The organism is Anaeromusa acidaminophila DSM 3853, assembly GCF_000374545.1.
GTDB lineage: Bacteria > Bacillota > Negativicutes > Anaeromusales > Anaeromusaceae > Anaeromusa > Anaeromusa acidaminophila.
Map to the genome: position 1 here is coordinate 1 of NZ_KB894598.1, position 14,351 is coordinate 14,351.

Consider the following 14,351-nt stretch of genomic DNA (forward strand, 5'->3'; position numbering starts at 1 on the left):
TAAGATCCATTGCTGAATCTCCGTTCGACTTGCATGTGTTAAGCACGCCGCCAGCGTTCGTCCTGAGCCAGGATCAAACTCTCCGATAAAATCGAAGAACTGATGTCAGCTCTTAGTTTAAAAAAAAAATTTTAATTGACTTCCTTCGCCTTGCGGCAAAGGTTGCCTCGCACATCTGGCTTGTTTGCATCGTTCAGTTTTCAAGGAGCACTTGTGTCGCTTGTGTTTCTCAGCGGCAACGTGGTTTATTATGCCACATTGCCCCCGCCTTGTCAACCGGCTTTTTCATTCGCTGCTTGCGCGGCGTTTGCTGCTGGCTGCCTGGGCTCTCTCTCGGCGACGAAAGTGAGTATACCATTGGAAGCAGTCTTCTGTCAACCACTTTTCTCTGTTTCTTTTTCCGAGAGTGATTCTATTATACCTCTGCCTGTTTTCATCGTCAAGACAAGTAAGTGAATTTTCTGTTTTTATAAAGAGATACGGAACGCAGAGTAACAGGGAAAAGCCAGAGGAGTAATATAAGGGAACGGCTTAAGTGAGGTGGCCGTAACTGTATTTGAGACTTTTGGGGAGCAAGACGGTCCGCAGGACGCAAAAAACAGGAGGCGACGGAGAAAAGTTCCGTATGTCTGAGCGCCAGCGAGTTCGCGGAACTGCCGTCGACTCCTGGTTTTGCGAGGCGCGCGGAAATCTTGTCTCAAATACAGTTATGCTGCCATTTATACAAAAGCTCCTAGCCCTTGAAAACCCTTTCGCGCATTTCGCGTATTTCGCGGTTCGTTATCCCCCGCCAGTTTTCCTATCTCACCCTCTCAAAGCTTGTAAATTCTCGTATAGAGATAAAAACGAAGCCCCGGCATTTCTGCAGAGGCTCCGCGAGTGTGCGTTTGCGGCTTTTTGCTATTTGACAACCAAGACCGGAACTTTGGAGTAAGCGACCAGCTTCTGCGCTACGCTGCCAATCAGTAAGCCTTCAAAGCCGCCTGCGCCGCGCGTACCGCTGACGATCAGCTCCGCTCCGCTAGCTACGCTGTGCTCAATCAGCGTATCCACAATATGTCCCTCCAGAATGTGCGTTTCCACTTTCCGCCCCTTATCGGCGCATTCCGCACGCAGCAGCTCCATGGATTTTACCATGCCTTCTTTCTGGCTTTCCCTTACACTCGTCATATCCATAGGATAATCCGCATACATGAAGAGGTTTCCAATTGGCGGCAGAACAGTAACGACATCTACCGTCACTCCCAGACGTTCCTGCAAAGCCAGCGCCCATTCCAATGCCACCTTGCTATACGTTGAGCCATCGTACGCAACCATAATCTTGCTAGTGAGCATACTCTTCCCCTCCTTCACGGTTTAGGAAACTATTGACTTCTTCTTTCATTATATATGATTTTTAAGCGCTTTTAAAGTCTGAATATTCTCATTCTGTTTGCTTTGACTCAACTTTGTACCAAGCTGCATAAAGGGCTGGCAAGAAAAGCAGCGTCAGCACGGTAGCCACAAAAAGGCCGCCCATAATCGCCACCGCCATAGGCCCCCAAAAAGCGCTGCCCGAAAGAGGAATCATCGCCAAAATAGCTGCTGCCGCCGTTAGCATGATCGGACGAAAGCGAAGCAGCGCCGAATTGATAATCGCATGCCAAGGCGATTCCCCCTTGGCCAAATGCTGGTCGATCTGATCAATCAAGATTACGGAGTTACGCATAATCATGCCCGCCAACGCAATAACCCCCAGCTGCGCTACATAGCCCATCGGCTTTTGCAGCGCCACTAAAAACAAAGTTACCCCAATTAGGCCTAAGGGCGCCGTAAACAACACCAGCAGCATTTTGGAAATGTTCTGCAGTTGCAGCATCAGCAGGATAAGAATCACTACGATCATCGCCGGATAAATTTCCACCAGCTCCGCCATGGACCTAGCGCTATCCTCGGCATTACCGCCAATCGCAATGGCGTACCCGGGCGGCAGCTGCTGGCGCAGCGGAGCTAGACGCTCATAAACGCCGCTCGTTACATCATTGCCTGTTACGCCTTTAGCTACCTCTGCTTGTACGGTAATAGTCGGCCGCAGCGTGCGCCGCCAAATCGAGGCATCCTCCGCTCCATAGGAAATTTGAGCAATTTGTTCCAGCGGCACATACCGTCCCTGCCCTATGTGAATTTGCAACGTTTTTAGCGCCGCCAAATCATTTTTATCAATTCCTTCATTGCGTAACACCAAAGGAATCGTTTTATCCCGCTCCCGATAATCCGTTATGCTGTAACCGGACAGCGCCGTCTGCAAGCTAGCCGAAAGAGCTTGACTGTCCGCTCCCATCACGCGCGCCTTATCCTGATCTACGGCAATCCGCACGGATTTACCTTGTTCGAACCAGTCATAGGCAACCGTTGTAACCCCCGGATAGCCACGCAATTCCGCCGCCACTTGCGAGGCTATTTCACGTACCTTGCCTACTTTCTCGCCGGATACGCGCAGCATCACCGGATACGACGCCGGCGGACCAGTGGAAAGCACTCGGGTATGAACCAAGGCCTGCGGCAATTGCGGCGCAACAACATCCCGAATATGCTGTTCTAAAGAAATACGAGCTTCCGCGCTAGTAGTAAGGATAATAGCCTGAGCAAAATTATCGCCTCCCGGCGGCGCATCTACTACCAACACAAAACGAGGCGTCGGCTTTTTCAAATAGCCGGCGATATTCACAATCCGCTTGTCCTCTGCAAGAAGCATTTGGAACTTTTGCAAGGCCTCGTCCGTTTGTTCCAGCGACGCCCCTTCGGGCAGCGTCAGATCCACGATCAACTCCGGCCGCACCGATTGCGGGAAAAATTCTTCTTTCACCAAGCTGTTCATCGCGATACAGGCGACAAAGGCCGCCAAGGTCGTACCAATGACCAGCCAGCGCCGCCGCAAACAAAATTCCAGGATACGTCGAAAAGCCCGATTAAAACGAGTATCCGGCACTTCATGCTCTCCCGCCTCGGCCTCTCCGATATGAGGCGTCACTTTTAAAATGCGATGTCCCAAGAGAGGAATGACCGTTACCGCCACAATCCAGGACACTACCAAAGCCATGGCCACCACCCAGAAAATAGCGCCTGTGTATTCCGAGGTGCTGCCAGCGGAAAAGCCTACAGGCATAAAACCGGCGGCCGTAATCAACGTACCTGTCAGCATGGGAAATGCAGTTACGGTATAAGCGTAGCTGGCGGCCCGCTCCTTGTCGAAGCCTTGCTCCAGCTTTAGCTGCATCATTTCGATCGCAATGATGGCATCGTCCACCAAGAGACCCAAGGCGATAATCAACGCCCCCAAAGACGTTTTGTGCAAATCAATGCCAGTGCCCTTCATGGCAATAAACACACAGCACAGCACCAAGGGAATGCTAAAGACCACTACCAGACCTGCCCGGCGGCCCAAACTGAAAAAGCTAACCACCAAAACAATGACTACCGCTTCTAAAAGAGTCTTCATAAATTCACTAATGGACTCTTTAACTACCTGCGGCTGATCCGCTACCGGCGAAATCTCCATGCCCGCCGGCATTTCCGCACGTATGCGTAAAAGTTCCTTGTTCAGATTTTCCCCCAAGGAAAGGATATTCCCTCCGTCGCGCATGGACACAGCCAAACCGACAGCCGGCTTACCATTAAAATACATCTTCGCGTCCGGCGGTTCCGAGTAGCCGCGATGCACCCTAGCAATGTCCCCGAGACGAAAGGTGCGCCCGTTGGCCCTGATGCCCAGGCTCTGAATCTGTTCCACACTCTGAAACATACCACTGACGCGCAGATATACATTATCGCTGTCCGTCTCCATGCGCCCTGCCGGAGTCATCGCATTCTGCCGGCTCAAGGTCTGTACAATTAATGCCGGGTCCAACTGCAGCGCCGCAAGTTTGCTGTTCTCAATTTCGATATAAATTTTCTCTTGCTGCGCCCCAATAATGTCCACCTTGCTCACATCCGGCAACGTTAGCAGTTGCAGGCGCAGGCGATCGGCCTCGTCTTTCAGCTCGGCCATAGAAAAATCATCCGACGTCAGCACATAAATAGAACCGAAGGTATCCCCAAAAGTATCATTAAAGAAGGGACCTTGAATATCCGCAGGCAAAGTCGAGCGGATATCGCCCACCATATTGCGCACTTTCAGCCATGTCGGCTTAATCTGGTTAATCGCAACATAGTCATCCACCTTCACATAGATCGTAGCCACCCCGGGCTGCGATTTGCTGCGGATGCTGTCCAGCCCCGGGGTTTCCTGCAGCTTCTTTTCAATTTTATCGACAACTTGCTCTTCCATTTGCTTGGCTGTCGCTCCCGGCCAAGCCACAGATACGACCATCTCACGCACCGTATAGGAAGGATCCTCCGCCCGTCCCAATCGCAAATAAGAAAGAATCCCCGCCACAAAACAAAGAGCCATGAAAAAATACATGAGCTGCCTGTGCTTAAGAGCCCATTCGCTCAGATTAAAATGCTGCACTCAACGTCCGCCTCCTTCCCAAATGCGGACGCTCTGGCCTTCCGACAATTTCTGCACGCCAGCAACAACAATCGTTTCCTGCGCAGCAAGCCCTTCCAACACCACCACATCATTCTTGCCGTACTCGCCCAAGCGCACCGGGCGAAAATGCACTTTTTCATCCTGTACCACCCACACGCCGCTTTGGCCATCGCTCTGATATACAGCGGCCAAGGGAATGCGCAGCGCCTGCACCGCACCGGCTTCAAGGGCCACGCTAGCGCTCATGCCTAAATATACTTGCTCTGGAGGCTGCACCAAAGACACGCGAACCTTATATGTACGGGTTACCGGATCCGCTTGGGGCGTCACTTCCCGAATATTGCCGGAAACCACCATCCCCGGCAGCGCCCAAAAAGAGACCTGCACCGGTTTCCCGGCGAATAGCTCTTGCACGCGGTTTTCCGGCACTGCAAACTCCACTTCCTTTTCCCCGTCTCCTACCAGCGTCAATACCGGCTGCCCTGCAGACACCACCTGGCCGACTTCGCCGCTGATGGCAGAAACGACCCCGGCGCGATCCGCCGTAAGCACACTGTAAGAAAGCTGATTGCCCCCTTCGCCGTAGGCGGCTGTCGCCGACCTGGCTTTGGCTTCCGCCGCCTCATATTGGGCCACCTGCGTATCATAGGCTTGGCGGCTAATCGCTTGCTGTTCATAAAGTTCTCGAGAACGTTCCAGATTTCGCTGCGCCAGTTTCAGATCCGCCTCAGCACCAGCCACGCCGGAAGCCGCCCGTTCCAAAGACAGCGTCAAATCGCTGGGTTCCAATCGGAATAACGGATCTCCCGGAGCCACTCTGGCCCCAGCGTCCACTAACCGTTCTTGAATCTTGCCGGCCACTCGGAAGGAAAGCTGGCTCTCCTTGCGCCCCTTCACCTCACCGGCATAAAGACCGCTGGCCAATTGATTGCTCGCGCCAACGCTTTCCACTTTAACAGCCACTTTATTTTCCAATACTTCTTGTTTCGCTCCACAGCCCCCCAAAAACACAAGCGCCGCCAACATCGCCGCCGCATAGGGCCTACAATTCATTCTTTGCAAATTAGTTCACCTCTTCGTACTATATCGCTGACTTTAGTTTAGGACGACGTACTTTTCTTGTCAAGAGCGATATCCTTCTCCAACTTGCCTCAACAGCGTCGCCAACGTAATTATTTTTTCTCCTGCATTTCCACGCGCCAACTCGCCGGGGGCGCTTTATCGGCGGGATATTCCTGCGGCATCGCAATCGCGCTGCCATCACGCACCGCCATATAGTGAGGAGACATGATTTCCACCCCCGCCGCAAAAAAAGAATCCTGAATGCGTTGATGCAATTCCGAATAGATTTCCAACATATTCTGCGGCTGCCGGGTATATGCATTCAATTGATACACCACATAAAAATCATTTAAAGCCCGCTGCAATACAAATGGCTGCGGCTGTTCCAATATAAAGGTTGTTTCTTTCGCCGCTTGCAATAGCAGCTCATGCACTTGCCTCCACGAAGTGTCATACCCTATCGTTATTTCCGTATATAAGATTAGCCCCGGCCCTTCCGCTAGCAAGGAATAATTCACTACATGCGAAGACAGCAACGTCGAATTAGGAACCGTGATTTCCTCATTCTTCACCGTTTTCAATTTGACTGCCAACAGCCCTTTCTCCAAGACATCGCCGACAACATCGCCCACTTTGATCCGATCGCCTACACGAAAAGCCCGGGTATAGATTAACGCCGTCCCCGCCAAAATCTGAGACATGAGTGAGGAAGAGCCTACAGAAACTAAAACGCCGACAAAAACGGACACTCCCTTGAAGACTTCCGAGTTAGAACCCGGAATATAGGGGAAAATTACTACTAAAACCAATAACACCCACAGTAAGCGCACGATGCGATACGTAGGTTCCGCCCATTCCGCATAGAATCCGTTCAATTTCAGATTCCCATTCTGCAGTTGCCGAAACACCGTATGAATCAACCGCAGCGCGTAACGACTAAAAAACAAAACAACTACAATCATCATTAAATTGGGCAACTGATCGACGAACCATTGTGAAATCTGACCAACCGGCCCCAACAAAAAGCTCAGTAGTTTGCCGGAAATATCCTTAGTCCACGAAAAAAAAGATAATGAAAACGACGCATATATGTATAGCAGCATCAGCCAGCCCAAACGGTAGATTACGGTCCAAAGCTGACGCAGCCTAGTTCCCACTACAAGCGGCGTTAAAACCTGCCAGTTCTGCAGCTGAGCGCGCGCCGACGTCAAGGTCGCCACCCAGGGGATCAGATTCTGCACAAACCGTCCTATTCGCTTCCAAAGCCACCCTAAACAAAGGAACACTAGCAAGCCGCCGCCCTCAATCGCAGCCAGCCGTCCCCTTCCCTCCCACGTACGAACGCGCTTATACGTCTCCAACGCAGTTTGCATCCGTTCAGCCCGTTGACGAGCCAAATTTTCAACATCAACGCCCGCCAGAAGCGCTTCATCTTCTCTAACTGTATGAATAAGCACCTGACCCGCCGTTATTTTCCACTCGTTATTTTCCCGAAATACATTCAACGCAGGCAGTGAAGCTTCTTCTTCCGCTAAACGACTCAAACGGTCCTCAATAATTCCCGCCCGCTCTTCCGGACTAAAGGTTCCTTCCGGCAGCAGCACAGAAAACAAAACTTCCCCTTCAAAAACCACTTCTGCCGGTTCGCTTGCCCCTTTGGGCAAAAATGCGTCGGCCGCAGCGATCGCTGCGCCACAAAGCATTAATGCAGCTAAAATACAACTAACCACAACCCGTCTCATATCTTACCAGCACCTCTCCCAGCGAGTTTTCAACGAAAAGCTCCCCGGCTTTCTCGTCCAAACCATAGCCAGGGACGACAGCAAAATCTCTTACAGATGAAAAAGGCGCAAGACAATACTGCCTTGCGCCTAAAAATTATAAATTACGATACTCTGGTTTTAACAACTCCTGCACCTGCGCAAAAGAAATCAAAAACTCCACTTGCCCCATGCGGGCTGGAGCAATCTCACAGGGGCGAAAATAGACAACAATACCTTGGGGCGTCAAATAAAATGTCTGCTCCTCGCGAATACCTTGGAAACAATACCGCCCACTTTCCGGTCTAGCCATAATAAGTGCATTAATACGCTTAGCATACGCATCTCCGGGAAGGAACAAGTCCGCAAGGCGAAGCTGTCTACCATCTTCTACGCGATAAGTAAGACCAACGGCATTTCGCTGCCCCTGTTTGGCCGCCAACACACCGCTGACAACCAGCCCGTCGTTAAAACGCACATCATACTCTCCTGGCAGGCGTTGACCTTGCAATTCCTGATGCTGCTTGGCCTCCGGCGGCGCCGTGATTACCGCTGCTTCCGCCTGGGGCCATGCGCCAAACAAAACTGCCGCTGCCGCCATTCCCGCCAAACCTGTTTTCAGAACCGACACAGTACGTTCATTCATACCGCTAGGTACCTCCTGATTCTTTTGGTTTGTCTTTGCGGATTCACCGTTCACTTTTGCCGTCCTTTGCACCTCCTGCGCCGCCGGGCAGCATGCCACCCGACAGATGAAATTGTTCCTTTATTCGACACATCGCAACACGATTCCTGCTTCACTTCGTTCTAATGATAAAAATAAGTCAACCAAAGGTACCCATGGGAAATAGCAACTGATAAAAGCATCAACGGGAATGCTATTTTCAAATAGTATTTAAAGGAAATAACAAAACCATTTTTCTCCGCAATCCCGGCCACAACCACATTGGCAGAGGCGCCGATGAGAGTGCCGTTTCCTCCCAGACAGGCGCCTAAAGACAAGGCCCACCAAACAGGTTCCATAGGCAGCCCGCCCAGTTGCCCCACTTCCTTGAGCAAAGGAATCATCGTCGCCACGAAGGGAATGTTATCAATAAACGCCGAGGCAATAGCAGAGATCCACAGTACCAAAAAGGTCATTTCCTGCACCTGCCCATGGGTTATGCTCAAGCACCACTGCGCCAACGCGCCGATCACGCCGGTAGCGCGCAAACCGCCTACCAAGGCAAACAAACCCATAAAAAAGAAAATAGTCGGCCATTCTACATGGAGCAAAATGTCTTCGGGCTCCTCGCCGCTGATGAGCAGCAAGATCATCGCCCCTGTCATGGCCAGCGTCGCCGACTCCAAATGAAGCAAGCCATGGAGCATAAAGGAACCAATCGTCAAGGCCAATACAGCCAAGGACTTCTTCAAAAGCAGCCAGTCCTTAATCTGCTCTGCCGCATTCAGCGCCAGCACCTTAGAACGGTTTTCTTCGGTCACATCCAAATCCTTGCGGTAAAAAAACATCAGCAGTGCTACGGTCACGATCATAATAATACTACACACTGGGGTTAATTCCAGCAGAAAATCATTAAAACTCAAGCCCACGGCGCTGCCGATCATGATATTCGGAGGATCGCCGATCAAGGTCGCCGTCCCCCCAATATTGGACGCCATAATCTCTGAAATTAAAAACGGCACAGGGTTCACGTCCAGCCGGTCGGTCAGCGTCAAGGTTACCGGTACCACCAAGAGCACCGTTGTGACATTATCCAAAAAAGCGGATGCCACCGCCGTAATGCAGGACAACAAGGCCAACAGCCAAAGAGGCCGTCCTTTTGTCACTTTCGCTGCCCAGATGGCCACCGCTTCAAAGGCGCCGGTGCGTCGCGTGATGGCCACTAAAATCATCATGCCAATCAGCAGTCCTAATGTATTAAAATCAATATCTTCCATAAGTACAGCTTCTTGGCTGACAAAGCCGCAAAGGATCATCGCCATACCGCCAGCCATAGCGACAATCATGCGGTGCACCTTTTCCGAAATGATCACCCCGTAAGCAACAAGAAACACGAGGATCGAAAGAAAAAAAGAGATATCGCTCATGCCAACCCCTCCTGACACAACATAGGAAAAGAGCCGCTAAGCCGGCCCTTTCCCTAAAGATCAACCTATTTCTTTTTTAATTATACCGCAAAGCAACCAAAGCTCCTACTATTTCCAAAGACTTGCAATGCCCTGCAACGAAGTAGCGCCAGCATAAGCGGAAACCAGCGCTGCCAAAATACCAAAAACAAAGAGCCAAAGCGGATGCTGATAAGCCCCGACAATCTTCCTATTCCGCGCCGCCATAAGCATCGCCCCTAGCGTAATCGGCAGAATCAAGCCGTTCAACGAGCCTACCAAAACCAAAATGGCCACCGGACGCCCAATCAGTACAAAAACCAAAGTAGAAATCAGAATAAATGCCATAATGACATAGGAATTATAGGTATCAACCGTTTTAGACATAGACCGCAAAAAAGAAACGCTAGTATAGGCCGCGCCCACAACCGAGGTAATCGCCGCCGACCAGAGTACGATGCCGAAGAACTTATACCCCAAATCGCCAGCGGCAATCTGGAACACCGATGCTGGCGGATTACTAGCCAGCAATTGTGCGCCGGTACTCACTACGCCCAGGACGGCCAAGAACAAAATAACCCGCATTACTCCAGTAACAACAATACCGGTAACAGCGCTCTTATTGACTTCTTTAAGATTTTCTTCGCCTACAATCCCTGCATCCAGCAAGCGATGCCCTCCGGCAAAAGTGATATATCCTCCCACCGTACCGCCCACCAAGGTAATCATGGGCAGCATCAGCATCCCATAATCCGCCGGGAACAGAGCTTTCGCCGCCGCTGTAGCCACCGGCGGATTAGAGGCAAACATAACATAGGTTGTCAGCGCAATCATCAGGCCGCCAAGAACCTTAGCCACCTGATCCATAGCCGCCCCCGCCTCCTTAGAAGCAAATATAGCCAAGGCAATGACACAGGAAATCATAGCACCTGTCTCAACCGATATGCCAAACAACACATTGACCGCCATGCCACAACCGGCAATATTACCGATGTTAAAGGCCAACCCGCCTGCAACAATCAAGATAGCAATAAAATGTCCCAAACCGGGCAATACCGCATTGGCCACATCCTGACCGCGCATGCGACTCATCGTAATGACCCGCCACACATTCAACTGTGCGCCAATATCAATCACAATTGACGCTAGAATAGCAAAGGCAAAATCAGCGCCGAATTTTTGCGTAAACACCGCTGTTTGCGTAAGAAAACCAGGGCCAATCGCCGAAGTAGCCATAATAAAGGCCGCTCCTAGCAGCACCGACCAATTTGTTTTTCCAGAATTACCCGTTTTAGAAATTACAGGCTCTGCCATAGATATACCTCCTACTATTTTTTTAGATAACCCCATAGGACTCATCGGTCGTATCACAAATAAACATATACCCCGGGGCATGCGTAATCATCAGCTCCGGCTTAGTATTCATCGCCACCGCTTGCGGCGTTACGCCGCAAGCCCAGAAAACCGGCACCTCTCCGGGACGAATGGTAACGGCATCACCAAAATCCGGTTTGTTCAGATCGCGAATACCAATACTTTCCGGCGAACCCACATGCACCGGCGCACCATGTACCGCCGGAAAACGCGAGGTGACTTGAACCGCTCGCACTACCATTTTCTCCGGTATAGGCCGCATGCTGACCACCATGGGCCCGGAAAACACGCCAGCCGGCGTACAGGGAATATTGGTAATAAACATCGGCACATTACAACCTTCTTCAATATGACGTACAGGCACGTTATTCTTCAGCAGCGCAGTTTCAAAAGAAAAGCTGCACCCTAATAAAAAGCCCACCATATCCTTCGTCCAGTACGCTTCTAAATTACTGACCTCTTCCACAAACTCCCCCTTGCGATACACTCGGTATTTCGCGATGTCATAACGCAAATCCGCACCGCTTCCTACTAAGCGAGGCTCCGGCGAACCTACTTCCGTTACATCCAATATCGGACAAGGCTTGGGATTCCGTTGGGCAAACAACAAAAAATCGTATGCCAAGTCTTTGGGCAAAATCGCCAGGTTTGCTTGTGCATATCCCTGGGAAACTCCCGACGTGGGCCGGCATAGCTTCCCTGCTCGAATCAATTGACGCGCCTGCTGTGGCGATAACAAAGCTACGTTTTCCATGTAAATCCCCCTCCTTTTCGTTCAGAACGTTCCAAAGGCTTTCACTTCTACGCCAGCGGCATCCAAGGCTTCCCGTATGGCCTTTATCATGGCAACCGCTCCTGGCGTATCGCCATGAACGCAAACCGTTTGCGCCGTAATTGGCACCGTCTGACCATCAAGGCTCCGCACCTGGCCTTCGCTTACCATCTGCAGCACCCTCTGCGCCACTTGTTGAGGATCATGAATAACTGAGCCCTCCTGTTTGCGCGGCACCAAAGTCCCTTGCGCCGTATAGGCGCGGTCCGCAAAGGCTTCTTCCACATATGGAACGCCTTCGGCTTTTGCCGCTTCCACCATCAGGGAGTTTCCCAAACACAGCATATACAAAGCAGGATCTACCGCTTTAATCGCCTTGGCAATGGCCGTCGCCAAGACCAAATCTTTAGCAGCCGCATTGTACAAAGCGCCGTGAACCTTCACGTGCTGAAGTTTTAGGCCCTCCGCCCTGCAAATTGCTTCTAACGAACCGATCTGATATAGCACGTCAGCATATACTTCTTCCGGCGAGAGCGCCATGAGGCGCCGTCCAAAGCCTACCAAATCAGGAAAGGACGGATGCGCCCCGATCGCTACGCCGTACTTTTTCGCCAGCCGCACCGTTTTTAGCATATTCGCCGGGTCGGAAGCATGAAAACCGCACGCCACATTGATTGAAGTCACATACGGCATGGCTTCTTCATCATAGCCAAGCTTATAGGTCCCAAAACTTTCCCCCATATCGCAATTCAAATCCATTTTCATTGTCTTCATCCTTCCTGCACTTGCACATCGTATGTGGCCCCGGCCACGACAATTCGAAACTGCCTGCTACCTTTACTTTCCTCAGCCCCCGCCAGCCACGCCGCAGCAGACTGCTCTAAGGAGCGCATTTGGCGCAACGCCGCCACCGCTTCTGCATCGCTGCACTGCACAAAGCGCACCTGGTCTCCCGGCTTGGCCTGGGCAAGTTTGCCCAGATCCGCGCCAATGACCGCGCCAATTTTCGTATATCCTCCGGTCGTTTGCCGGTCCGCCATCATAACAATCGGCTGTCCATGCCCCGGCACCTGAATTGCCCCTAGACATAAGGCATCCGAAATAATATCCGCTTTTCCCACATGTTCAATTACAGGTCCTTCCAGGCGATAGCCCATGCGATCCGCCTCGGAAGAAATTTCATAGTCTGCAGAAAACAAGGCAGCCACTCCCTGATCAGTAAAGGCTTCCGCCTGCGGCCCCAACAAAACGCGCACCAAGGGACGCTCTTCTGGAATCGGAATGTACGATACTGGCAAAAAGAGCGGCTTTTTAAGACGCCGATCGCAAGCTCCTAAAGGCAAGACGTCTCCTGTTTTTAAGGCGCGCCCATTTAGCCCCCCTATCGTTCCTCGCGTATAGGTGGAACGGCTTCCCAAAATTACCGGTACCTCAACCCCTCCTTGTACGGCAAGATACGTCCGGCAACCCTGCTCCGCGTAACCAAAGGACAACTCACTGCCGGCAGGAACGAAAAAGCGGCTCCAATTAGACTGCATCTTACCATCAAGCGAAATCGGCATAGCCGCCCCGGTTACCGCAACCCAGCAGGCCTGGTGAAAGCAAAAGCTTCCTCCTAACAGAGTCATTTCCAAAACAGCAGCCCCCGGTTCATTACACAACAAGCGATTGGCCATTTTACAAGCATACTCATCCATCGCACCGGCAACCGGCATGCCATACGCTTGATACCCGTTACGTCCCAAATCCTGAACCGTCGTAAAAAGACCTGGTTCTTTTACCTCAAGCACGGCTAACACCTCCCAAGCTTACGCGATCTCGCCGTACCTCATAGCGCCCTGCCGCCACCGTTTCAGCCAGTTCTTCATATTCCGCACGTGAAATAGCTTGAAACTGCAAATAGACTCCCGCCTCTAATAAAAACGGCGTCTTTGCTGCAGGATCGAAAGCTTTTACCGGCGTTCTGCCGATCAATTGCCAGCCTCCCGGCGTTTCCAATGGATAAAATCCAGTCTGGCTTCCCGCAATCCCCACCGAGCCGGCGGGAATACGGGTGCGTGGTTTCGTCAGCCGCGGCGTAGCGATACGCTCGTCCATTCCTCCTAAGTAAGGAAACCCCGGCGTAAAACCAAGCATATATACCAAATAAGGTTTTGAAGTATGTATTTTTACCACCTCTGCTTCACTCAACCCATTATGAGAGGCGACAAACGATAAATCCGGTCCAAATTCCTCGTCATAACATACTGGAATATAGATTCGCTCGGCTTCATGGACAACTGCTTCTTCTGCGGTTTCCCGCAAACACTGTTCCACTTTAACCGTCAAGGCGGCCCGTGATATCTGCAGCGGATCAAAATACACCAGCAAAGACCGATAGGTAGGCACCACTTCTTGGATCACTTCAGGGTATTCGTTCACTAATTTTTTAGCTAAACCGTGCACCCGCGCGTTAACAGCCGGATTAATTTCTTGACCAAACTCAATGACAAGCCCGCGCTCGCTCGCCGCCCGCATTTTTACGCCATCCATCCTATTCACTCCTGCCTTTGGGGGTAATTCGTTGATTTTTCATACATATCTGTCATCATTTCGAACTTACCCACTAGAATCCTCTTTAGATTGTCAAAAAACCGACACATTTTACTTAAAAAAATAAAAAAGCCCGCTGAACTATGATTTCACAGTCAGCAGGCTTCATTGCCTTATTATGGACTTTTCCTTATTTAGCTTGATTATAGCAAAGACTAACGTATTTTGGCAA

General features: G+C 51.1%; 11 protein-coding genes and 1 rRNA gene. All 12 read right to left on the bottom strand.

Features of this window, described 5'->3' with window-relative positions:
* A 16S ribosomal RNA gene (locus tag C508_RS0112465) occupies nt 1-89 on the bottom strand; the annotation flags it as partial.
* Nucleotides 90-900: 811 nt separating this feature from the next.
* The gene (locus C508_RS0112470; RefSeq protein WP_018703899.1) at nt 901-1,335 is read right to left on the bottom strand and encodes a universal stress protein; all 435 of its coding nucleotides are present in this window, start codon (nt 1,333-1,335) and stop codon (nt 901-903) included.
* 88 nt (nt 1,336-1,423) lie between these two features.
* On the bottom strand, nt 1,424-4,489 hold the full coding sequence (locus C508_RS0112475; RefSeq protein WP_018703900.1) for an efflux RND transporter permease subunit: 3,066 nt from the start codon (nt 4,487-4,489) through the stop codon (nt 1,424-1,426).
* Complete coding sequence (locus C508_RS0112480) at nt 4,490-5,563, bottom strand: efflux RND transporter periplasmic adaptor subunit (protein WP_018703901.1); 1,074 nt, start codon at nt 5,561-5,563, stop codon at nt 4,490-4,492.
* Nucleotides 5,564-5,682: 119 nt separating this feature from the next.
* Nucleotides 5,683-7,314: a mechanosensitive ion channel family protein gene (locus tag C508_RS0112485; RefSeq protein WP_018703902.1), complete on the bottom strand. Its 1,632-nt coding sequence runs from the start codon at nt 7,312-7,314 to the stop codon at nt 5,683-5,685.
* A gap of 136 nt (nt 7,315-7,450) precedes the next feature.
* Nucleotides 7,451-7,978: an RsiV family protein gene (locus tag C508_RS0112490; protein ID WP_018703903.1), complete on the bottom strand. Its 528-nt coding sequence runs from the start codon at nt 7,976-7,978 to the stop codon at nt 7,451-7,453.
* 161 nt (nt 7,979-8,139) lie between these two features.
* Nucleotides 8,140-9,423 carry an ArsB/NhaD family transporter gene (locus tag C508_RS0112495; RefSeq protein ID WP_018703904.1) on the bottom strand — a complete coding sequence of 428 codons (1,284 nt, stop codon included), beginning with the start codon at nt 9,421-9,423 and terminating at the stop codon, nt 8,140-8,142.
* 108 nt (nt 9,424-9,531) lie between these two features.
* Nucleotides 9,532-10,755, bottom strand: coding sequence for an NRAMP family divalent metal transporter (locus tag C508_RS0112500; RefSeq protein ID WP_018703905.1), 1,224 nt, complete (start codon nt 10,753-10,755; stop codon nt 9,532-9,534).
* 22 nt (nt 10,756-10,777) lie between these two features.
* A complete protein-coding gene (locus tag C508_RS0112505) occupies nt 10,778-11,569 on the bottom strand; it encodes a putative hydro-lyase (RefSeq protein WP_018703906.1) in 792 nt (263 codons plus the stop codon).
* A 21-nt stretch (nt 11,570-11,590) separates the two neighbouring features.
* Complete coding sequence (locus C508_RS0112510; protein WP_018703907.1) at nt 11,591-12,352, bottom strand: LamB/YcsF family protein; 762 nt, start codon at nt 12,350-12,352, stop codon at nt 11,591-11,593.
* A gap of 5 nt (nt 12,353-12,357) precedes the next feature.
* Nucleotides 12,358-13,377 carry a 5-oxoprolinase subunit C family protein gene (locus tag C508_RS0112515; protein WP_018703908.1) on the bottom strand — a complete coding sequence of 340 codons (1,020 nt, stop codon included), beginning with the start codon at nt 13,375-13,377 and terminating at the stop codon, nt 12,358-12,360.
* Nucleotides 13,370-14,119, bottom strand: a complete 750-nt coding sequence (pxpB, locus tag C508_RS0112520; RefSeq protein ID WP_018703909.1) for a 5-oxoprolinase subunit PxpB — start codon at nt 14,117-14,119, stop codon at nt 13,370-13,372. The genes C508_RS0112515 and pxpB overlap by 8 nt, the downstream gene beginning before the upstream one ends.
* Nucleotides 14,120-14,351 lie beyond the last annotated feature (232 nt).

Excerpts from the sequence above, each read along its gene's own strand:
- C508_RS0112485 (WP_018703902.1), bottom strand. The coding sequence starts at position 7,314 with ATGAGACGGGTTGTGGTTAGTTGTATTTTAGCTGCATTAATGCTTTGT.
- C508_RS0112500 (WP_018703905.1), bottom strand. The coding sequence starts at position 10,755 with ATGGCAGAGCCTGTAATTTCTAAAACGGGTAATTCTGGAAAAACAAAT.
- C508_RS0112490 (WP_018703903.1), bottom strand. The coding sequence starts at position 7,978 with ATGAATGAACGTACTGTGTCGGTTCTGAAAACAGGTTTGGCGGGAATG.
- pxpB (WP_018703909.1), bottom strand. The coding sequence starts at position 14,119 with ATGGATGGCGTAAAAATGCGGGCGGCGAGCGAGCGCGGGCTTGTCATT.
- C508_RS0112470 (WP_018703899.1), bottom strand. The coding sequence starts at position 1,335 with ATGCTCACTAGCAAGATTATGGTTGCGTACGATGGCTCAACGTATAGC.
- C508_RS0112480 (WP_018703901.1), bottom strand. The coding sequence starts at position 5,563 with ATGAATTGTAGGCCCTATGCGGCGGCGATGTTGGCGGCGCTTGTGTTT.
- C508_RS0112495 (WP_018703904.1), bottom strand. The coding sequence starts at position 9,423 with ATGAGCGATATCTCTTTTTTTCTTTCGATCCTCGTGTTTCTTGTTGCT.
- C508_RS0112510 (WP_018703907.1), bottom strand. The coding sequence starts at position 12,352 with ATGAAAATGGATTTGAATTGCGATATGGGGGAAAGTTTTGGGACCTAT.
- C508_RS0112505 (WP_018703906.1), bottom strand. The coding sequence starts at position 11,569 with ATGGAAAACGTAGCTTTGTTATCGCCACAGCAGGCGCGTCAATTGATT.